Source organism: Pedobacter sp. KBW06 (assembly GCF_003852525.1).
Taxonomy (GTDB): Bacteria; Bacteroidota; Bacteroidia; order Sphingobacteriales; family Sphingobacteriaceae; genus Pedobacter.
Window position 1 is genome coordinate 1,933,655 of the sequence record NZ_QAJL01000001.1, and the last position, 20,831, is coordinate 1,954,485.

Below are 20,831 nucleotides of genomic sequence, written 5' to 3' on the forward strand. Positions count from 1 at the left end.
ATTCCCTAAATTACAATAAGCTAAGTAATTCAAACATACTCCCATTCCCAAAATTATGAAAATCGCCGATTTATATATTAGAGTAAGTACTGACGAGCAAGCTGACAAAGGTTATTCTCAACGCAGTCAACAAAATGTATTATTGAAGTACTGTGAAATAAAATGCTATCACGGTTAGAAACATCATAACAGAGGACTATTCGGCAAAAACCTTTGAACGACCACAATGGAAAAAATTACTTCTAGATTTAAAAAAGACTAGAGGCAAAGCAAACCTAATTTTGTTCACGAAATGGGATCGTTTCAGCAGAAACACGAGTGACGCTTATTTAATGATTAAAATACTTAATCAACTTGGGGTAGAGCCACAAGCAATAGAACAACCTCTCGAAATCAGCATCCCAGAAAATAAGGTCATGTTAGCTTTATATCTTACTACGCCTGAAATTGAAAATGACAAGCATCTCACATGAAATGGGCATTTGAGCAAATCTCACAAGGCACCTATTCTGTCGCTGAAATCTGGAAAATGGCAAAACAACGTGGATTAACAAATGGCGTTACAAGTTTTAGAGATGCATTAAAAAACATAGGCTATTGTGGAAAAATAAAGGTTCCTTCAAATTAATATGAAACCGCACATCTCGTGGATGGTCAACATCAACCTTTAATCTCTGAAACATTATTTTATAAAGTGCAAGATGTACTATCGGCTAGAAAAAGAAAATCTAAAGTTTCAGTAATAAAAAAAGTATCAAAAGAGCATCTTCCTTTAAGAGGCTTCTTAAGCTGCCCCACATGTATGCGTATGCTCACAGGCAGCGCATCCAAAGGCTCTAAAAATTATTTCCATTACTATCACTGTAAATCCGCTTGTAGATGCAGATACCCAGCTAATAAAGTGAATAACGCTTTTATAAAAAAACTACAAGAGTTTATTCCTAAACCCGAAACCATAAATATCTATAGAGAATTAGTAGCTAATGCTACCAAAGATCATAATGAATTCCAAAAAAGTGGATCTAAAAAAATTTTAAATCAGATATCCGAAAACAATAATAAAGTCACGAAAGCAAGGGAGCTTCTCTTAGTTGATAGTATTAGTCCTCATGACTACAAATTAGTTAAAAGCGAATCAGAAGATAAAATTCTAAGACTTGAAGCAGAGTTAGCTGAATTAATGTTGAGTAAATCTAATCCGACAGATCTTATTGAACTTTTAAACACAGCACTTGAAAGAATAGAGAATATTGATATTTTATACTTAGAAGCGGACATAGAGCTTAAAAGATTAATTATTAGTTCGATTTTCCCTGAAAAATGGATATTTGACGGAGCCGAACATCGAACTAATCAAACAAACTTAATAATCTCGCATATAGTACAGATTAACAAGGAATTAGAGCATAAAAAAACCGAAGTAGCAACAGATTATCGTTACTACTTCGGTCTAGTACCCAGCGCCGGAGTCGAACCGGCACGGTTTCCCACAGGTGTTTGAGACCAGCGCGTCTACCAATTCCGCCAGCTGGGCATTTGCTTTGTTAGCGGGTTGCAAATGTATAAAACACAATCCTAATTAGCAACAATTATTTTTAATTTTCTTCTTTTAGCTTTTTATCCACGATAAACGGCGCAAATGGAAGCAGGGAAGCGGCTCCAATCATTGCGGTCTTGCTGAACTTCCATTTATATTCCTGCCATGCCATGATCAGGATCACGATATACATCACAAATAATAAACCATGTGCCCAACCGGTATATTTCACAGCGAGTGGCATTCCTGCCCAATACTTCAATGGCATTGCGACAAACAACAGCAAGAGATAAGAGATCCCTTCAGCAACAGCAACTTTTCTAAAAATGGATAATGTAGTCATATAAGTGATTTGCTGGCAAAAGTAGCGCAAACAAGCATTGTAAAAAAGCCGAAATCAGCTTTTTTACAATGCTTTAACACCTAAGCGGCCGATTCGGCCTTATTGATACTTTCCCGGATCCGGTATAAGTACTTATTTCGGTAATATAAATCCTTTATGGCGATCAGCAGCGCAGTCTGGCCTTCTGCATCGGCTGATTCAAATGAAGCCGTCAGCGCAGCGATTTTATCGCCTAAACCCTTCTCTATTTCATCCACCTCAACCTTCAGACCTGCTAAACGTGCTGCATCCGGATCAAACTGTAAATCCATAAGTGCTTCATTCACCTCCATCATCTCCATCAGGAAATCCTGTGGAAGCTTATAGTTCTCCCCTTCTGTCAGCTGACCTTTCAGCTCCAGGATATAGTGTAATCTTTTCTGCGGATCAGTCAATACCTGGTAGGCTTTGTTGTTCACCGTACTCAGCTCCAATACTTCTTCCTGTTTCTCTTCAGATTCATTGATGTAGAAATCAGGATGATACTTTTTGCTCAGCTCATAGAACTTCTTTTTCACCAAACCTGCATCTGGATTAAAGCTTACCGGCAATCCGTAAAATTCAAAATAATCCAACATATCCTTTAAGGTTTGAAGAAGACCTTGAAGAGGTCATTCCCCAATACAAAGACCATCAATGCCAGCAACATTACAAAACCTACGATTTGCGCACGCTCCAGGAATTTATCACTAAGTGGCTTTCCTTTCACCATTTCCACTAAGAGGAAGATCACATGACCACCATCTAAAGCAGGGATAGGCAACAGGTTCATAAATGCCAGTGCGATTGAAATAAAGCCGGTAGAAGCCCAGAATCTTGCCCAGATCCACTCACCGCCATAAACTTTACGCGCGATCTCCACAGGGCCTGAAAATGCCTTATTCGCTTTGATCTTTCCGGTTAATACCTTCCAGATTCCTTTACCATTGTCGCTGAATGTTTTCCATGCCTGGTCAATACCGATAGGTAAAGCCGCAAAGAAGCCGTATTTAATGGTTTCCTGTTTAATCTCATTGATATTAAAAGCAAATCCGATGGTACCTGCAGTATCCACAGGAATCTTATAATCCATTGTTTTTCCGGCACGGTTTACCGTAAAATCTGCTGTTTTTCCTTTGTATTTTTCAACCTGTTCCCTAAGGTCCACATTTGATTTAACCGGAACACTGTTAACGGCCAGAATCTGATCTCCTTTTAGCAGTCCGGCTTTAGCAGCGGCCTTTCCTGCAATAATGCTATCTACCGTAGTGCTCAATAACGGAGCCCTGCTGATAAATTCTTCAATTCCAAGATCAGAAACCTTGTTCAGGATGTTATCAGGAACTTTAACGTCTAATGTTTTGTTGCCACGAACCACCGTCAGGGTCGTATTCCCCAACAATACTTTAGAGCTGATCAGTTCTTCAAAGCGGATTACTTTCTTACCGTTTACGGCAATCACCCTATCTCCTCTTTGTAAACCTATTTCTTTACCGATCACTCCCGGATTAATTCCGTTAAGAACAGAGCTGTTTGGAATATACGTTTCCCCATACTTGAAAGTCATCATCCAGAAGATGAAAATACCCACTACAATGTTTACAATTACCCCGCCCAACATTACGATTAAACGTTGCCATGCTGGTTTAGACCTGAATTCCCAGGGTTGTGCCGGTTGTTTCATCGCCTCGGTATCCATCGATTCATCGATCATCCCTGCAATTTTCACATAGCCACCAAGCGGTAACCATCCGATTCCATATTCACAATCACCACGTTTGAAACTAAACAATTTGACACCCCATGCATCAAAAAATAAATAAAACTTCTCTACTTTAATCCCAAAGGCACGTGCCGCCAGAAAATGTCCTAATTCGTGTAAAATTACCAGTATCGATAACCCCAGAAGTAACTGGGCAGCCATAATCAATCCGCTCATATCTTATATTAAATGTTTTTATTTTGATTGTTAAAATTCTATTTTGTTACTAATTGGTTGGCAAATATACGTGTATGATGATCCGTTTCTAAATAATTATTCAGGCCGGGTTCATCAATAAATGCAATTTCTTCCATGCACTGTTCAATCACATCACTCATCTGTAAAAAGCCGATCTGATCCTGTAAAAAGGCATTGACCACCACCTCGTTTGCTGCATTAATGATGCAAGGCATGTTTCCACCTTTGCGTAACGCAACGTAGGCCAGGTCAAGATTTCTAAAAGTATCGTTATCCGCTTTATAAAAGCTAAGCTCAGGATAGTCCAGAAAGTTAAAACGCTTAAAGTCGGTGCTTATTCTATGAGGATAGGCTAAAGCATAATGAATCGGCAACCTCATATCCGGAACGCCCATTTGAGCTTTCATCGATCCGTCTTTAAACTGCGCGATGGAATGGATGATCGACTGGGGATGTACGATCACATCAATCTGATCTGCTTCCAGGTCAAACAGCCATTTGGCTTCGATCACTTCAAGTCCTTTGTTCATTAAAGAAGCAGAATCAATGGTGATTTTAGCACCCATTACCCAGTTGGGATGTTTCAGGGCCTGAATCTTGGTCACGTTGGCCAGAAACTCCCGGTCCTTCCCTCTGAAAGGGCCACCAGATGCAGTCAGGTAAATCTTTTCTATCGACTCATTCCCCTCGCCTACCAGACACTGGAAAATCGCAGAATGTTCAGAATCCACCGGAATGATGCTTACTCCATGTTTTTTTGCCAGCCGGGTAATCAGGTCCCCCGCTACGACAAGGGTTTCCTTGTTCGCAAGGGCGATGTCTTTTCCTGCTTCTATGGCAGCTATGGTTGGTCGTAAACCTACAGAACCCACAATTGCAGTCAGCACCATGTCTGTCTGGGCTAAGGATGCAGCTTCACATAAAGCTTCTTCCCCTGCCAGCACACGGATTGCAGTCCCTGCCAGCGCAGATTTTACCGCCTGATATTGATTTTCATCACCGATCACTACCAAATCCGGCAGGAACGTTAATGCCTGACTGATTAACAATGTGGCATTCGATTGAGCGGTCAGTGCTGAAACCTTGTATAATCCCGGATTTGCCTGGATTACAGCTAAGGCCTGAGTTCCTACAGAACCCGTAGCACCTAGTATAGCTATATTTTTCAATTAGATTCTTCTTGTTGTTCGTCCCTGTGACGAATTGTAAAACTACTTAAATCATCTGCAATCTTCCTGTCATTTGATAAACGGGGAACTTTATTTTGTCCGCCAAGTTTACCTTGTCCCCTCATATAGCTTACAAATGCATCTTTTTGAAGAGAACGAATGATTAAAGGTTGCAGTATTTTTCCTTCAATGAGGTCAAAATAGTAAATATTCTTCTTTTGCAAAGCCTTATCTACCTTTTTACTAAATGCCAAAAGGTCTTTCGGGGCAGCCGAGAATTCCACAAACCACTCATGGTAAGGCAATTCTCCCTGTGGGGTACTCACTTGTGGGGCAACCGTAAATTCGGTGATACCTACCCCCTCTTCATTGGCTACGGATAAAAGCGCATGCTCCACTTCTTCCCCGATCACATGTTCTCCAAAAGCGGAGATGAAATGTTTAATTCTGCCAGTTACCATAATCTTATAAGGATCTTTGGAAACAAACTTCACCGTATCGCCAATGCTGTAGCCCCATAATCCGGCATTCGTATTCAGAATCAAAGCATAGTTCTGCTCCAGTTCTACTTCCGCCAGACTTAAACGCGTTGGATTTTCATTATAATATTCATCCGCAGGAATAAACTCATAAAACATCCCTGCTTTTGCCAGAAGCAACAAGCTTTTGTCCTGCTGACTGTCCTGATAAGCAATAAATCCTTCAGAGGCAGGGTAAGTTTCGATCGCATCAATCTTCCTTCCAATACTTTCTTCAATCTTTGCACGATAAGGCTCATAATTGACCCCGCCATAAACAAAAAGACTAAATTCAGGAAAGATGTCTTTGATCTTCTTTCCTCCCGATTTCTCGGCAAGCTTATCAAAATACATTTGTACCCAGGGTGGAATCCCCGAGATCAAGGTCATGTTCTGATGAATAGTTTCTGAAACAATCGCATCTACCTTTTCCTCCCAATCTTCGATGCAATTGGTTTCATAAGAAGGCAAACGGTTCTTCTGTAAATACTTAGGAACAAGATGGGCAACGATGCCGGACAAACGACCTACATTGATGCCGTTCTTTTTATGCATTACCGGGCTTCCCTGTAAAAAGATCATCTTACCGTTGATGAACTTCACCTTGCCTGTTTCATGGACGTAAGTTAATAAGGCATTTCTGGCCGCTTTGATATGTTCCGGCATAGACTCCCTGGAAATAGGAATGTATTTCACGCCGGAAGTTGTGCCTGAAGTCTTGGCAAAGTATGCTGGTTTACCTTTCCACATTACATCTGTTTCGCCTTCAACCACCCTGTCGATATACGACCTCAATCCTTCGTAATCCCTGATGGGAACGTTTTTCTTAAAGTCTTCATAATTCCGGATATTTCCGAAATCATGGTCTTTACCAAAAGCAGTATCCTTTGCGGAGTTGATGAGCTGTGCCAGAATGGTCTGCTGAGCACTTACTGCATTTTTTTTCCATTTATTGATGCCCTTAACAACAAGAGCAGCAAACGGTTTACTTAATGCCGCTTTTAATCCCATAAACGCGTATTAAACTATATTGTGTAAAATGTCTGGTTCTCCTTCGCCTTTGTATTCACTTACCATTTTGCGATAAGCAATGGTCAGGGCAACACTGGATAAAGGAACGATAATGAAGGAACTCAAAATATTTAAAAGAAAAGCAATAATTGGCCATTTAATGTAACCAAAGAACATGCACAGCAGGTAAAAACTACCCAATATCAGTAACAACAATAAGATTTTAGTGAAGTTTCCCCTGGTCGTAGCCAGACTATATTTAATTGATGCAAAAGGTGCAAGGTTCTTATCAAGGATAAAGAATGGATAAAAGGAAATCCTTACCCAGGTAATAAACATGGCAATAATTCCAATCGAAATGGCAATATTGGTAATGATCTCCATCCTGATTCCGGTATAAATGAAAGGAAAAGCAAGCAGGATCACCACGGTATACACCCCCGCAATGCAAAGGACGAAATAAAACATTCCGATCAGGAATTTAATGATTTGCCGCTTGGTAGGAATGGTACTCACAATACTCACATCACGCTCCTCATCGTCCAGTAAATGGAAAATATAGCGAAAAAGAGAAAGATTGATCGTGAAATAGAACATGATAAAAACCAGTGCCATTAGCGCACTCAGTCCTTTATTCACATCTTTCAGGAAAAAGGCCATCAGACCCGAGGCATTAGAGGTGATGAACATCAAAAAGCATAATGTAGCGATGGAGAAGTAATTTCTTCTGGTAACTGCCCATGCCTTGACAATTACCTCATTCACTGTAAATGTACTCTCCTTTAAAAAATTTATCATTGTTGTTTAAATACTACGCGCTTAAAAAAATCTTGCATAAACCCTAACCCATAAGCGGTTAGTTGAATAAACGATGCAATTATACTAAAAAATGCAACCTTAACTGACTTATTGACTTGCCAGGAATGAAAAAAGATCATCACAAAGTATACCAATAATATAAAATCACAGATATAAGCCAAAGTTGGCCACAGGATGTTCATTAATGCACTAAATAAGACAAAACAAGTAAATGCTGCCGGAAAAAAATGTACTAATTTCAACTCGGAAGGAAAATGTTTATAAATATTAATCCTTGCTCTTCCGAAAAAGTGCAGTTGCTTATAAAACTGACTAAAACTCGTCCTTCTTTTATGAAAAACTTTAGCTGCAGGAATTAAACCGATCTTAAATCCATTCTCGTGAATCCTGATGCTATATTCAATATCTTCTCCTAAACGGGTGAGGATAAATCCACCCACCTTTTCGTACACTTCACGGGAAACGCCCATATTAAAGCTCCGGGGGTGGAATTGTCCAATGTGTTTTTTATTACCTCTGATTCCTCCGGTCGTAAATGGGGAGGTCATGGCATAACTGATGGCCTTTTGTACAGGCGTAAAAGTCTCGTGTGCTGCATCCGGGCCGCCGTAAGCATCCAGGTGATGCTCAAACAGGTAGTTCTTTACAATCTCGAGATAGTCTTCCGGAATCAGGCAATCGGAATCAAAGATGACGAAATAGTCCCCTTTGGCTCTCTCAAAGCCATAGTTCCTGGCAAAACCCTGTCCTGCATTGGGCTTAAAAAAATATTTTACATCCAGCAACTGTTCATATTTCTGTACGATTGCTTTTGCATCATTGGCAGAACCATCTTCTATCACCAGCACTTCAAACTGTGTATAGGTCTGATGGGTCAATGTTTTCAGTAACTCATCAATTTCCTGAGGGCGGTTATAAAGTGGTATAATTATAGAGAAAAACATGAATTAAGAGATCTCCTTTTCTATCAGATAAGCATTTCTTTCGGGTGCATTACGTGTAACCAGTTCCGCAACAAATCCCGTGAGGAAGAGCTGCGAACCCAGTAAAATGGCCACTAATGAAATATAAAACAATGGCTGCTCAGTCACATCTCTTTTGTAAGGGATCAGCATGGCAATATGGTAGAGTTTCTCTCCGATCAGCCATAAAGCCATAAAAGTTCCAAGCAGGAAACTGAATACACCCAATGAACCAAAGAAGTGCATGGGTCTTTTACCAAACTTGCCTACAAAAAAGATAGACAGCAAATCCAGGAAGCCATTGATAAAACGGCTCAACCCAAATTTAGTCACCCCATATTTTCTTGCCCTGTGTTCTACCACCTGCTCACCGATTTTTTTAAAACCGGCCCATTTGGCAATTACAGGAATATAACGGTGCATTTCTCCGTATACTTCTATGGTTTTCACCACATCATGACGGTATGCTTTTAGTCCACAGTTGAAATCGTTCAGTTGAATTCCCGACATCTTTCTGGTCGCTGCATTGAACAACTTGGTAGGAATGGTCTTGGTGATCGGGTCGTAGCGTTTCTTTTTCCATCCGGAGATGATGTCCAGCTTCTCCTCTTTGATCCTGCGGAACAACTCAGGAATTTCATCCGGACTGTCCTGTAAATCTGCATCCATGGTAATCACCACATCACCCTGTGCTGCTTCAAAAGCAACATTCAAGGCCGCTGATTTACCATAGTTCCTTCTGAATTTGATGCCTTTTACTGCATCAAACTGAGTTTTCAAGTCCTCAATTACAGACCAGGAATTGTCTGTACTTCCATCGTCAACAAACAGGATTTCATAAGAAAAGTTATTTTCTGCCATTACCTTGGCAATCCAGGATGTTAATTCGGGAAGAGACTCGTCTTCATTATATAAAGGAACTACAATAGAAATATCCATGTCTTAATAACGTACTAAAAAAAAGCAACGTGCAAATTTCATCAAATAAAATGATAAAACTGCACGTTGCCTGATAATGTATATAATTATTCCTCTTTGTCTTCTGTAAAGAATAATGGAGGTGATTTTTTAAATATGGCACCAAAAAGTAAAGCCACGACAAAAATAATGATCACTGCCATCAAATGTCCCTGAATGTTATGTTTGATCGTTCCCGATTCTTTTTGAGCAAATTGGCTTGCCAGTTCTTCCTCTTTCTTTTCAATCGCGGCCTCATCCACGCCCTGATTTCTCATCATGGAAGTAGTTGCATTGGTTACGGCGCTTTGAATTTGTGCAGGCATCGTTGGTTCTATCAGTTTGGTAAACACAAAGTTTCCTCCCGTAGAAATAATATACGAAGCCAGGAACATGATAAATACACCTGAAGTTGCCTGACGAAAGTTCCAGTAACCACCAATCTTTTTTCTCAGATCAATAGAAAGGAATACAGCAAGAATCACCGGAATGAGAAAACCAAGTCCAATAGGAATAAGGAAAATTGCCCACATGGAAGTCGCTTTCACTAAAACATAAGCGGAGATGATACTCAGCACTAAAGAGACCAGACCCAAAATCAATCCGTTTTTCGCTGCTTCTGGTTTTAAATTATCTAATGTTTGTTCGGTTTCCATATCTGTCAGCGTTTGGCTAGTTTTTATTAAAATTAGCAATTAACGTATAAACTGCAACATCAAACTCTTTGTTAGGGCTATACTCCTGCAAATCTTTGATCACCTGCTCGCTCTCTTTTGGCTGATGGAAAAAGGCCATAAAAGGAATAAATAAATCTTCCATTTCTTCTCCTATTTCGATCATTCCAACATGACTGCAGATGTCTTCTATGCTGCTCTCAACCAGGTTCTGGTTGCTGATCAGGTCTTCATAGATATGGAATTCATCCTGGAACTCGTCTTCTTCTACCAATAAGAATTCCTTTAGGAAGTCGCCCAGCTCTGGCTTAATGCGCTCATCATGACATTCATTGATGTACAACAACAGGTTTAAAAGCTCTGTACCTCTTTCGATCGTCTCTTCTTCAATATCTGCCCATTCATCCGATTCCAGGTAATCTTCTTCCAGCTTCTTCACGTCATTGGCGAAGAAATTGATCATCAGCAAGTCAAAGAAAACTTCTCTTAACTCCTCAAAAGCCGGGTAGTCGTTAAACACTTCATCGAACTCCTCTACTTTTTCAAGGAAGCCAAGGTCCTTACTGAATACTTCGATCAGCCCTTCTTCTAATTTGATGGAATCTTTTCCAGATACCGCAGCAAATTTATCTAACGACGCAATTAGCGCTGTTCTTACATGATTATCCATATGCTTGTAATTGTTTGTTGTTATATACCAGTTGAACTTTACCGGTTAATTTTTTATTCAAAAGCGGCGAGTTTGCCGATTTCGATTGATTGTTAGTGCTGTTGTATTCCCATTCTTTTGCAGGATGATAAACCGTAAAATTGGCGGTTTCATTTTCTGCGATCACCGGTACAGGAAGCTTCAATAATTTACGGGGATTGATGGAAAGCTTCTCTGCAATCTGAGTCGCGTCCAGTCCGGCTTTGATCAGTAAAGGTAAAACAGTTTGCAGGGCGATGATGCCATAAGAAGCAATTTCAAATTCTACTGCTTTAAACTCGATCTCCTGCGGACGGTGCTGTGAACATACTGCATCAATGGTCCCGTCTTTTAAGCCATTTAATAATGCTTTGATATCAGACTTGCCACGCAAAGGAGGTTTCACTTTATAATTGCTGTCAAAATCGTTTAACAATTCTTCTGTAAATACCAGGTAATGTGCAGCCACATCACAGCTGATCTTTAGCCCGTCCTTTTTTGCTCTTTTTATCAGCGCTACCGATCCGGCAGTAGTAATGTTGCTGATGTGTAAGGGCGCATCATGGTAAGCAGCCAGGAAAATATCCCTGCTGATGTGCATTTCTTCTGCCAACGCAGGAACACCTTTCATACCCAGCAGGACACTGGTCTTGCTTTCATTGATTTGCGACTTTCCGGCTATGGATTTGTTTTCCGGATGCACCATCATCAGCCCGTTGAAACCTTTTACATATTGCAAGGCACGGCTCATGAAACCATCGTCTGTAATCGGCTTACTGCCATCAGAGAAAGCCACCGCTCCCGACTGCTGCATATCATACATCTCTGCCAGTTCTTTACCTTCCAGATCATGACTTACCGCGCCTACAGGCAATACATCTACCAGATTTCCTTTTGCCTTATTGATGATATAAGCCACCTCTCCTTTGGAATGAACCACCGGTTTGGTATGCGGTAAAACGGCCAGACCGGTAAAGCCACCAGACATAGCAGCCCTGGTTGCCGTTTCTATATCTTCCTTGGTTTCAAAACCCGGATCTCCAATAGAGCAGTTCAGGTCAAAGAATCCCGGAGATAAAATCGCACCGGTTCCATCAAACACTTCTTCCTTGTTTGCAGGCTTCAGGTTACTCCCAATAGCAGTAATCTTGCCCTGTTCTACACGTACATCACAAGTTTTTTGATTGAACTGGCTGTTTGGATCGGCAATAGTTACGCCGGTGATGAGAAGATTCATGGTGTTTGTATGTTTTTTGTTTTATTAAAAAATCGGATCAATAGTATTTCAATGGCTAAAAAAACAACAGCCAAAATTAGGCAAAGTTTCCATAACTCTATGCTGTTATTTTTGGCCTGAATATTTAAGGACAAAGCATCTTTCTGAGAATTGTAAAGGGCGATCTTTTGCTTGCCGAATAAATCGGTCAGGCTTTGATCTGTCGCATAATGCATATCAGATTCCTTCCTGTTGTCGTTGAAAGCGATTACCGCCAGTACAGAATCTGCTTTCTTTAAATCGTAAAAACCAGGTTTCCGGATCTGATCGGCAACGTACAACAGCGTTTTCCCAGGCACTTGTCTGACTTCAGGGATGACTTCTATTCCATCAGACTTTAAGGTTAAGGATTGATTGGCCCCTAAAGAAATTTTCTGATGTTCCAACAGGTCGCTCTGTCCCGAAGTATAATATAAGGGCTGCTCTTTAACGCTTGAGAAAGCAATTTTGAACATCATCGGTACAAATACCGGATGTCTGGACAAGCTCCCGTCTTTAGGGTCCAATGAGCTGGCCGACAAATACATGGAACCCGCTCCGGAAGCGTACCTTGCGAAAAGAAACTGGCCCAAAGGCAATTGCAAAATGCCTTGTTTCCCTCCTGCATTTCTTTCCAGATAACTGAAATAACGGGTCACCACGGGAAGGTCCATGTTGGAAGGCACCTGATCAAACACATCTTTAAAAACAGGATCTTTCAATTCGATACTGCTCGTGATGGCTGGCCCGGAGTTGAGCTGCTTTACCGCAGGTAAAGATAAAGCGGTTAGAAATGGGGTATAAATGGCTCCGTTCGCATCGAGATCCGGAAAGATGACCACCGATCCACCATTTTTCACATAGTTTTTCAATTGCTGAGCCAGTCCGGAAGAAGGTTGTTTTAATCCGCTGAGCACAATCAGGCTGTAATCAGAAAAGCTGGAATACTTGATATTCGCTTCCGGCATTTCGCTGAGCTTGAAATAAGGATCAGCAGCAAACAGCGATTTAATGAATTTTTGTGAAGGATCTCCACTGATGTTCAATACTTTCATTTCCGTATTCACCTGGAAACTAAAATTCAGCGCATCATCAAACGTGAGTGGAAAATCCTTAATCGTCAGCATCCCTTTTTGCCATCCCTTTTGTAAACCGCTAAAGGATAAAGTGTCTTTTACCGATTTACCGGCAGGAACTTTCGTATTACTGATGGCCTTTTGCTGCCGGTTGATCGTTAATTTTATAGGGATATCTGCGGCATCCTCTTCCCCGTAATTGTGAAGCTGAACCACGAGTTGCTCTGCCTGGTTTGGCTGATGTACCGGCGACAAGCTCCATACACTATCTACAGAAATATTGGGAAGGCTGTTGGCGTTCAATTTAATCAGGGAATAACGAATGTCTTTATCCGACTGAATTGGCTGAATGCCCACAAAGCTCTTCTGGAAATCGGACAACAAATAGGCGATCTGGTTTTTGTTTGCTCCGCTTTCGCGTTGCAGCCTGTTGACCACCTGCTGCAGGCTTCTGCTTGCAGGCGAAATCTTCAACCCATCCAACATCTGTATAAATTCCTCTTTATTGACTGCCCGTTGATGTTTTCCTTCGAAGTCGTTGGTCAGGAGCTGGAACTGATCGTTCAGCTGATAGGCAGCCGCAATTTCTTTGGCCTTTCTTTTCGCTTCATCCAGTAAATTCCCCTCCTTATTAACGGTCTCCATACTGTAGGAGTTGTCAATATAAATACTGATCAGGTTTCTTCTGCCCGGCTCCCCTGTGGAAGATAATGGAATAAAGGGCCTCGCAAAAGCAAAGACCAAAAAGATGACCGCAAGAATTCTGCTGATCAGGACCAGTAAATGTTTCAGCTTTTCCCTGGAGGAGTTCTGTTCTTTGGCTTCCTTTAAGAATTGTACATTACTAAAATATACCTTCTTGAATTTCCTGAAATTAAATAAATGAATTGCAATAGGAATGGCTATTGCCAGCAGTGCAAAAAGAAAACCTGGGTATAGGAAATTCATTAAAAACCAAAGGTAGAACTTTTACATGAATTTCCTCATAGCCAGCCATAAAGTTTCATCTAAACCATATACATCTGGCCTGAACTGGATGCTTCCATTTTGAGACCAGGCCGTAATGTAGTTGATAATCAAGGGCACAGGCTTTTTTGTCCCAAACCAGGTAGGCTTCAATTTAAATAAATTTACCGTATCTGCTTTTTTAGCGAGTTTCTTTCTATAGGCATTCATCCGGTTCGTATCCAGTGGAGGAAGGTTCACTTCCATCCTCAGCTGATCGTACTGATATTTGTCGCGAACCAGGTTCTGCGCAAATTCCAAAGGCTTTTCTACACGTACACAACCATGACTAATGGCGCGGTTAGCCTTGTTAAATCCGTTTTTGTTATTCGTATCGTGCAGGTAAATACTCGATCCATTGTCAAAGATGAATTTGAATTTCCCCAATGCATTTCCATCTCCGGATCCTTGTTTAAACTGGTATGGCAACTTCTCCCTCGAGTAATTGCTCCATTGAATCGTATCAGGTTCGCCAATGAGCTTTCCATTCCTGTACACATTGATATTGCTGTTGGAAAGGTAATAAGGGTCTTTACGTGCCATCCAATAGATTTCATTCCTCGCAATGCTGACAGGAATATTCCATACCGGGTTTACCTGAATGGAGTTCAGCTTGCTGTAAAGAATTGGTGTTTCATGGTTTTTAGGCTTGTCGTCGAGATTTCCGGTCTTCGCATACCTGGCAATCTTCTCCGCATATCCCTCTTCTCTTTTTCCGCCAACACATACTTTCATATGGCTAACCGTATCTTCCTGATTAAACCAGGTGAGTGAAAAATCAGGAATATTGACTTCCACGTATTCTTTTCCCATCTCGGGCAACTTCCACCTCAAACGTTCCATGTTGACCATGATGGTCTTTGCCTGATCACTTTTACCACGTCCGCCGGCCTTCAGAATGTTCAGCCTGTGCTGAAGTGCAAGGTATTGTTTGGACGAAGGCTGGATCTCTTTCAGCAGTTTTCCCAGGTCTTTAGTCGCCAATGCACCAGACATACTGGCACTGTCCGGACGCTTTACCGGGACATAATATCTGGAAAAGAGCTTACGCGGGTTTACAACCCCATAGTTCATGTAATTATCATATTTAACCAGTGCTTCGGCTGCATTCAGCTCCAGATCGGCAATTACCGGATATACTTCTTCAATCTTTTTAAATTTATCACCGGAAAGCGTTTTTAGCGCCGCATCCAACTGCTTCTGGCGGAAGTTATCCGGATTAAAGCCATGATCTTCACTTTTCCCGATGTATGCTTCCAGTGTATCCAGGGCACCAATAGGAAAATACTGAGTCACCAGACGGGGCTCGTAATTATGGTTTAAATAAAACTCTTTAATGGTGTTGGGATTGGATAATTTCCCTTTTAAGGAGTCATAGTGTTTCCTAAACACTACATTATAGGCTGCAGTATCAAAGTCTTTATATAATTTTCTGTCAAAATGTTCTGAGAGAACTAAACCTACCTGGGGAGTATCTTTAAACCAGGAACAGGCATTTAACAGCAAACAAAAGGGAATCAATAAGAGTAACGCTTTTTTCAAGATGGTATTTTTTTGCAAAACTAGATGTTAATTATATTTATTGAAGCGATATAATCAAATAAAATGCCATATATATTTTGATTTGTAAATTGTATCTATATATTTGCAGCTCCTCAACATGCTAGTCATTGTTGATTAAGGACTTAAATAGAATTATGAATCAAATTTTGAACCATCACTTACATTTGCACCATCGCCTGTCGGCGATGTATATGTAATGTTTTGTACTTCAAAACTTGTTTCGGAACTATCTTCTTGTCCAATAATCAATAAATTTCAACACAGCATAATTGAAAACACTTAAAATTGCTATCCAGAAATCTGGCAGGCTAAACGAAAAATCAGTAGAGATTCTTAAAAATTGTGGTCTATCATTTGAAAACTACAAAAGCTCCCTTATATCCACCGTTACCAATTTCCCTTTAGAAATCCTTTTTTTAAGAGATGATGATATTCCGGAATACGTTCAGGATGGTATTGCCGACCTGGGTATTGTTGGTGAAAATGTCATTGTAGAAGCCGGCGCCGAAGTAACCTATCTTCAGAAACTGGGCTTCGGAAAATGCACACTGAAGATTGCGATTCCCAATGAAAGCAGGATCACTGAAATCGCTCAGCTGGAAGGCAAAGCCATCGCCACCTCCTATCCGGTCATCCTGGAAAAATACCTCAAAGAAAATCATGTCAATGCAGACATCAGAACGATCTCCGGCTCTGTAGAAATTGGCCCGGGACTGGGATTAAGCGATGCCATTTGCGATATCGTTTCTACCGGTGGAACCTTAAAAAGCAATGGATTGAAACCTTTCTCGGAAGTGATGAAATCTGAAGCGATACTGATCGGAAGTAAAGGTTCAGAATTGTTACCTGAAGTTCAGGAGCTCCTGCAAAGAATCCTTTCTGTTTTACGCGCCAAAGAAACCAAATATGTGGTGCTGAATGTGGCCAAAACAAATCTTAAAAAAGTAGTAGACCTCTTGCCTGGCGTGAAAAGCCCGACCGTGGTGCCATTGTTTGACGAAGAATGGGTTGCCGTTCATTCTGTCATTGCAGAGCACGACTTCTGGGAAAAGATCAACAGCCTGAAAGCTGCCGGTGCACAGGGAATTGTAGTGATGCCAATCGAAAAAATAATCGCCTAAACCGAATGAAACCATCATAAGCATACCGCTTACAAACAGCAATGAAATGCTTATGATAGCTTCATGACCGAAAAAAACAAGTATATACTGATGAAAACCTACAGTTATAAAGACTTATCTAAACAGCAAATTGAAGAAATCTGTTTAAGACAGCTCGAAGACGATAGTAGCATCCAGGACCGTGTAAAGAACATCGTAGAACGGGTAAAAACGGAAGGTGACATCGCCCTGCGCGATTATGCACAACAGTTTGACCAGGTCTCCTTAACACAACTCTACCTCGGAAAAGCAGAAATCGAAAGCATTGCCGCAGGTATTCCTTCCGCAGAGAAAGAGGCCATTGACACCGCATATTCCAATATTAAAACTTTCCACGCCGCACAAGCCAACTCAGAAAACAAAATCGAGACCATGCCAGGCGTGACCTGCTGGCGCGAATCAAGGGCAATAGAACGTGTTGGCCTCTATATTCCGGGTGGAACAGCAGTCCTGCCCAGTACCTTTCTCATGCTCGGCATTCCTGCAGTTTTAGCAGGATGTAAAGAAATAGTGGTTTGCTCCCCTCCTCAAAAGGATGGAAAAACCAATTGTTATCTTGCCTACTGCGCTTTAAAGTTAGGCATAGACCGGATCTATCTGGTGGGTGGTGCACAAGCGGTTGCCGCTATGGCCTATGGGACAGAAAGCGTTCCAAAGGTGTACAAAATCTTTGGTCCTGGAAACCGTTACGTGACCCAGGCAAAACAACTGATTCAATCAGGCACCATGACGGCAATCGATATGCCCGCAGGTCCTTCAGAAGTGTTGGTCCTTGCAGATGAGACCGCCAATCCGGCCTATATCGCCTCAGATCTTCTGGCACAGGCAGAACATGGAACAGATAGTCAGACGATCCTGGTGGCCACCTCCCAGGCAATCATAGACCAGACCTTAAAACAGATTGAACTGCAAATTCAGGACCTTCCAAGGAAAGACATCGCAGCAAAAGCGATTGAAAACTCCTATGCCGTGCTGGTGGAAGATCTGGAACAGGGAATGGACTTCAGCAATGCTTACGCTCCGGAACACCTGATCTTATCAACTACAGGTTTTGAGGCCCTTATTCCCCTGATTTACAATGCAGGATCGGTATTTCTGGGCAACCTGACTCCGGAAAGTGCCGGAGATTATGCTTCAGGAACCAACCACACCCTCCCTACCAGTGGTTTTGCTAAAGCTTATTCGGGGGTATCTCTGGATTCTTTCCTTAAAAAGATCACTTTCCAGCACATCACCGAACAGGGTTTAACCAATATAGGACGTACTGTAGAGGTCCTGGCACAAGCCGAAGGCCTGCAGGCACACAAAAATGCAATCACTATTCGTTTAAAATCATAAGATGGATATCAATAACTTACAACGGGAAAATATCAAAAATCTCCGCCCTTACTCTACCGCGAGAGATGAATATAAAGGACAGGCAAGTGTTTTCTTAGATGCAAACGAGAACGGATACGGTTCTCCGCTGGATCAGAATTTCAACAGATACCCTGATCCCCTGCAGCTGGATCTTAAAGATGCACTGAGCAAAATCAAAGGCGTACCGATAGAAAACACCTTCCTTGGAAATGGAAGTGATGAAGCAATTGACCTGCTGTTCCGCGCCTTCTGCGAGCCGGGAAAAGACAATGTGATCATTCTTCCGCCAACTTATGGCATGTACGAAGTTTCGGCCAATATCAACAATGTGGAAGTCCGCAAAGTAAACCTGCTGCCAAGCTTCCAGCTGGATCTGGAAAAGATAGCGGAAGCGATAGACGAAAACACAAAACTGATTTTCATCTGCTCGCCTAATAACCCGACCGGAAACTCCATTATCCGGACCGATATAGAAACAGTTTTAGCGAATTTCAACGGCCTGGTCATCATTGACGAAGCTTATATCAATTACGCAAAACAAAGGACCTTTATTCCGGAACTAACGGAGTATCCCAACCTGGTTATCCTGCAAACATTTTCTAAAGCCTGGGGCCTTGCCGCACTCCGTTTGGGAATGGCATTTGCCGCCCGTCCGGTAATTGACATCCTGAACAAGGTAAAACCACCTTACAACATCAATCAGGCAACACAAGACCTGGCATTAAAAGCCCTGCAAAACATCGGACAGGTAAACGAATGGATCAAGGTAACGGTCTCAGAAAGAGAAAACCTGAGCCAGGAATTAGCCCAGCTCCCACTCGTGAAAAAAGTTTATCCTTCGGATGCCAATTTCATACTAATTGAAGTCATTGATGCGTTGAAAACTTACGATGCATTGGTAGAACAAGGCATCATTGTCAGAGACCGTTCTAAAGTAACGCTTTGTGAAGGATGTCTCCGAATCACAATAGGAACCACACAGGAAAACGAAATTCTCATCGCAGCCTTAAAATCGCTTAACTACTAATCCATGAAGAAAGTATTATTTATTGACAGAGACGGCACCCTCATTACTGAACCCGCTGATGAGCAAATCGACTCTTTTGAAAAGCTGGAATTCTACCCACGCTCACTTTATTACCTCTCAAAAATAGCAAAGGAGCTGGATTTCGACCTGGTTATGGTCACCAACCAGGACGGACTGGGAACGGATTCACATCCGGAACAAAATTTCTGGCCGGTACATAACTTCGTAATGAAAACCTTTGCCAATGAAGGCGTCGTATTCAGTGAAGTCATCATCGACAAAACTTTTGCCCATCAGAATGCGCCAACACGCAAACCCAATACAGGGCTGTTGCAGCATTTCCTGGGAGAGGGATACGATATGAAAAACTCTTTTGTCATCGGCGACAGGATCAATGATGTCGTTCTGGCCAAAAACCTGGGCGCAAAAGCAATCTGGTTGTCGAATAACCTGGCCCTTGGTGCAAACGAGAACCTGGATAAAATAGAAACACTTTCGCACGTCATTGCCCTGAGAACCCAAAACTGGGAAGACATCTATACGATGTTAAAGGCAGGAACGAGAACAGTACACCATGAAAGAAATACCAATGAGACTAAAATCAGTATTGATATTGATCTCGACGGGACGGGAAAAGCAGAAATTGATACCGGTTTAAACTTCTTTAACCATATGCTCGATCAGATCGCGCGTCATGGCAGTATCGACCTGAAAATTAAAACGAATGGCGACCTCCACATCGACGAACACCATACGATCGAAGATACTGGAATCGCCCTTGGCGAGGCTTTTGCCAAAGCAATCGGCAATAAACTAGGCCTGGAACGTTATGGCTTCTGCCTACCAATGGACGATTGTCTGGCACAGGCAGCCATTGACTTCGGCGGAAGAAACTGGATCGTCTGGGAGGCAGATTTCAAACGTGAAATGGTGGGCGATATGCCTACAGAAATGTTCTACCACTTCTTTAAATCTTTTAGTGATGCTTCAAAATCTAACCTGAACATCAAAGCAGAAGGAGAAAATGAACACCATAAAATTGAATCTATCTTCAAAGCTTTTGCAAAAGCGATCAAGATGGCGATTAAACGTGATGCAGAGAAATTAGTCTTACCAAGTACTAAAGGCGTATTGTAATGATTGGAATTGTAAACTATGGTGCAGGTAACATCTTCTCCCTGACTTCGGCCCTGGAGAGACAACACCTTCCGTTTGGAATGGTCAATACCGAAGCCGATCTGGATAAATATACCCACATCATCATTCCGGGAGTAGGCCATGCCGGGGCAGCCATGAAAAAACTGCAGGATACCGGATTGGTGGAACCAATTAAGGCACTAAAGAAACCAGTGCTTGGCATCTGTGTAGGGATGCAACTCCTGACTGCCCATTCCGAAGAAGGAGATGCCACAATGATGAACATTTTCCCTTTACAAACGAGGTTATTCAATAAGGATCAGGGGATTAAAATTCCGCACATGGGATGGAATAACATTGATCACAAAAACAATTCCCTGTTTGAAGGTGTTGAAAACCTGACACAATTTTACTTTGTCCATTCGTACTTTATTGAATATAACCCTACTTTTGATATTGCGACTGCAAATTATGGGATGCCATTTTCTGCAGCAATACATAAAGATAATTTCTATGGCGTGCAGTTCCACCCGGAGAAATCCGGTATCGCCGGAGAGCATTTATTAAAGAATTTTTCAAACTTAAAACAGTAA

At 41.6% G+C, this 20,831-nt stretch carries 20 protein-coding genes and 1 tRNA gene; 7 read left to right on the forward strand and 14 right to left on the reverse strand.

Annotated elements, in window-relative coordinates; translation table 11 throughout:
• Positions 1–185: 185 nt before the first annotated feature.
• Positions 186–473, forward strand: a complete 288-nt coding sequence (locus DBR43_RS33285; protein WP_233602933.1) for a recombinase family protein — start codon at positions 186–188, stop codon at positions 471–473.
• A complete protein-coding gene (locus DBR43_RS33290; protein WP_233602905.1) occupies positions 470–628 on the forward strand; it encodes a hypothetical protein in 159 nt (52 codons plus the stop codon). The genes DBR43_RS33285 and DBR43_RS33290 overlap by 4 nt, the downstream gene beginning before the upstream one ends.
• 826 nt (positions 629–1,454) lie before the next feature.
• Here the strand turns inward: DBR43_RS33290 and DBR43_RS07770 are convergent.
• From DBR43_RS07770 to DBR43_RS07835, 14 genes are all read right to left on the reverse strand, one after another.
• Positions 1,455–1,534: transfer RNA gene (locus DBR43_RS07770), tRNA-Leu, on the reverse strand.
• Between the two features lie 61 nt (positions 1,535–1,595).
• The gene (locus DBR43_RS07775) at positions 1,596–1,880 is read right to left on the reverse strand and encodes a DUF3817 domain-containing protein (RefSeq protein ID WP_124579459.1); all 285 of its coding nucleotides are present in this window, start codon (positions 1,878–1,880) and stop codon (positions 1,596–1,598) included.
• Positions 1,881–1,960: 80 nt separating this feature from the next.
• Entirely contained in the window at positions 1,961–2,497 is a 537-nt protein-coding gene (gene hscB / locus DBR43_RS07780; protein WP_124579461.1) for a Fe-S protein assembly co-chaperone HscB, read from the reverse strand.
• 5 nt (positions 2,498–2,502) lie between these two features.
• Positions 2,503–3,837: an RIP metalloprotease RseP gene (gene rseP / locus DBR43_RS07785; RefSeq protein WP_124579463.1), complete on the reverse strand. Its 1,335-nt coding sequence runs from the start codon at positions 3,835–3,837 to the stop codon at positions 2,503–2,505.
• Positions 3,838–3,875: 38 nt separating this feature from the next.
• Positions 3,876–5,027 (reverse strand): 1-deoxy-D-xylulose-5-phosphate reductoisomerase, encoded by a 1,152-nt coding sequence (locus DBR43_RS07790; protein WP_124579465.1) that lies wholly within the window; start codon positions 5,025–5,027, stop codon positions 3,876–3,878.
• Positions 5,024–6,556 (reverse strand): GH3 auxin-responsive promoter family protein, encoded by a 1,533-nt coding sequence (locus DBR43_RS07795; RefSeq protein WP_124579467.1) that lies wholly within the window; start codon positions 6,554–6,556, stop codon positions 5,024–5,026. Before DBR43_RS07795 ends, DBR43_RS07790 begins: the two co-directional genes overlap by 4 nt.
• Positions 6,557–6,565: 9 nt before the next feature.
• Positions 6,566–7,354 (reverse strand): hypothetical protein, encoded by a 789-nt coding sequence (locus DBR43_RS07800; RefSeq protein ID WP_124579469.1) that lies wholly within the window; start codon positions 7,352–7,354, stop codon positions 6,566–6,568.
• Positions 7,351–8,319 carry a glycosyltransferase gene (locus DBR43_RS07805; protein ID WP_124579471.1) on the reverse strand — a complete coding sequence of 323 codons (969 nt, stop codon included), beginning with the start codon at positions 8,317–8,319 and terminating at the stop codon, positions 7,351–7,353. Before DBR43_RS07805 ends, DBR43_RS07800 begins: the two co-directional genes overlap by 4 nt.
• Positions 8,320–8,322: 3 nt before the next feature.
• Positions 8,323–9,276, reverse strand: a complete 954-nt coding sequence (locus DBR43_RS07810) for a glycosyltransferase family 2 protein (protein ID WP_124579473.1) — start codon at positions 9,274–9,276, stop codon at positions 8,323–8,325.
• Between the two features lie 86 nt (positions 9,277–9,362).
• Positions 9,363–9,950, reverse strand: a complete 588-nt coding sequence (locus tag DBR43_RS07815) for a DUF4199 domain-containing protein (RefSeq protein WP_124579475.1) — start codon at positions 9,948–9,950, stop codon at positions 9,363–9,365.
• A 16-nt stretch (positions 9,951–9,966) separates the two neighbouring features.
• On the reverse strand, positions 9,967–10,638 hold the full coding sequence (locus DBR43_RS07820; protein ID WP_074609579.1) for a hypothetical protein: 672 nt from the start codon (positions 10,636–10,638) through the stop codon (positions 9,967–9,969).
• Entirely contained in the window at positions 10,631–11,893 is a 1,263-nt protein-coding gene (locus tag DBR43_RS07825) for a dihydroorotase (protein ID WP_124579477.1), read from the reverse strand. The genes DBR43_RS07820 and DBR43_RS07825 overlap by 8 nt, the downstream gene beginning before the upstream one ends.
• Entirely contained in the window at positions 11,890–13,935 is a 2,046-nt protein-coding gene (locus DBR43_RS07830; RefSeq protein ID WP_124579479.1) for a BatA domain-containing protein, read from the reverse strand. The genes DBR43_RS07825 and DBR43_RS07830 overlap by 4 nt, the downstream gene beginning before the upstream one ends.
• 21 nt (positions 13,936–13,956) lie before the next feature.
• Positions 13,957–15,534, reverse strand: coding sequence for a L,D-transpeptidase family protein (locus DBR43_RS07835; protein ID WP_233602908.1), 1,578 nt, complete (start codon positions 15,532–15,534; stop codon positions 13,957–13,959).
• Between the two features lie 290 nt (positions 15,535–15,824).
• Between DBR43_RS07835 and hisG the strand changes: the two genes are divergently transcribed.
• The 5 genes from hisG to hisH all read left to right on the forward strand — a co-directional run bounded on the left by hisG (position 15,825) and on the right by hisH (position 20,831).
• Entirely contained in the window at positions 15,825–16,676 is an 852-nt protein-coding gene (gene hisG, locus DBR43_RS07840; RefSeq protein ID WP_124579482.1) for an ATP phosphoribosyltransferase, read from the forward strand.
• Positions 16,677–16,766: 90 nt separating this feature from the next.
• Positions 16,767–18,053 carry a histidinol dehydrogenase gene (gene hisD, locus DBR43_RS07845; RefSeq protein WP_199756985.1) on the forward strand — a complete coding sequence of 429 codons (1,287 nt, stop codon included), beginning with the start codon at positions 16,767–16,769 and terminating at the stop codon, positions 18,051–18,053.
• Between the two features lies 1 nt (position 18,054).
• Entirely contained in the window at positions 18,055–19,101 is a 1,047-nt protein-coding gene (gene hisC, locus DBR43_RS07850) for a histidinol-phosphate transaminase (RefSeq protein WP_124579484.1), read from the forward strand.
• Positions 19,102–19,104: 3 nt separating this feature from the next.
• On the forward strand, positions 19,105–20,238 hold the full coding sequence (gene hisB, locus DBR43_RS07855) for a bifunctional histidinol-phosphatase/imidazoleglycerol-phosphate dehydratase HisB (protein ID WP_124579486.1): 1,134 nt from the start codon (positions 19,105–19,107) through the stop codon (positions 20,236–20,238).
• Complete coding sequence (gene hisH / locus DBR43_RS07860) at positions 20,238–20,831, forward strand: imidazole glycerol phosphate synthase subunit HisH (RefSeq protein ID WP_124579488.1); 594 nt, start codon at positions 20,238–20,240, stop codon at positions 20,829–20,831. Before hisB ends, hisH begins: the two co-directional genes overlap by 1 nt.

Excerpts from the sequence above, each read along its gene's own strand:
- hisB (WP_124579486.1), top strand. The coding sequence starts at position 19,105 with ATGAAGAAAGTATTATTTATTGACAGAGACGGCACCCTCATTACTGAA.
- DBR43_RS07800 (WP_124579469.1), bottom strand. The coding sequence starts at position 7,354 with ATGATAAATTTTTTAAAGGAGAGTACATTTACAGTGAATGAGGTAATT.
- DBR43_RS07830 (WP_124579479.1), bottom strand. The coding sequence starts at position 13,935 with ATGAATTTCCTATACCCAGGTTTTCTTTTTGCACTGCTGGCAATAGCC.
- DBR43_RS07815 (WP_124579475.1), bottom strand. The coding sequence starts at position 9,950 with ATGGAAACCGAACAAACATTAGATAATTTAAAACCAGAAGCAGCGAAA.
- DBR43_RS07795 (WP_124579467.1), bottom strand. The coding sequence starts at position 6,556 with ATGGGATTAAAAGCGGCATTAAGTAAACCGTTTGCTGCTCTTGTTGTT.
- DBR43_RS07825 (WP_124579477.1), bottom strand. The coding sequence starts at position 11,893 with ATGAATCTTCTCATCACCGGCGTAACTATTGCCGATCCAAACAGCCAG.
- DBR43_RS07775 (WP_124579459.1), bottom strand. The coding sequence starts at position 1,880 with ATGACTACATTATCCATTTTTAGAAAAGTTGCTGTTGCTGAAGGGATC.
- rseP (WP_124579463.1), bottom strand. The coding sequence starts at position 3,837 with ATGAGCGGATTGATTATGGCTGCCCAGTTACTTCTGGGGTTATCGATA.
- hisC (WP_124579484.1), top strand. The coding sequence starts at position 18,055 with ATGGATATCAATAACTTACAACGGGAAAATATCAAAAATCTCCGCCCT.
- hisH (WP_124579488.1), top strand. The coding sequence starts at position 20,238 with ATGATTGGAATTGTAAACTATGGTGCAGGTAACATCTTCTCCCTGACT.
- DBR43_RS07805 (WP_124579471.1), bottom strand. The coding sequence starts at position 8,319 with ATGTTTTTCTCTATAATTATACCACTTTATAACCGCCCTCAGGAAATT.
- DBR43_RS07820 (WP_074609579.1), bottom strand. The coding sequence starts at position 10,638 with ATGGATAATCATGTAAGAACAGCGCTAATTGCGTCGTTAGATAAATTT.
- DBR43_RS33290 (WP_233602905.1), top strand. The coding sequence starts at position 470 with ATGAAATGGGCATTTGAGCAAATCTCACAAGGCACCTATTCTGTCGCT.
- DBR43_RS07810 (WP_124579473.1), bottom strand. The coding sequence starts at position 9,276 with ATGGATATTTCTATTGTAGTTCCTTTATATAATGAAGACGAGTCTCTT.
- hisD (WP_199756985.1), top strand. The coding sequence starts at position 16,767 with ATGAAAACCTACAGTTATAAAGACTTATCTAAACAGCAAATTGAAGAA.
- hscB (WP_124579461.1), bottom strand. The coding sequence starts at position 2,497 with ATGTTGGATTATTTTGAATTTTACGGATTGCCGGTAAGCTTTAATCCA.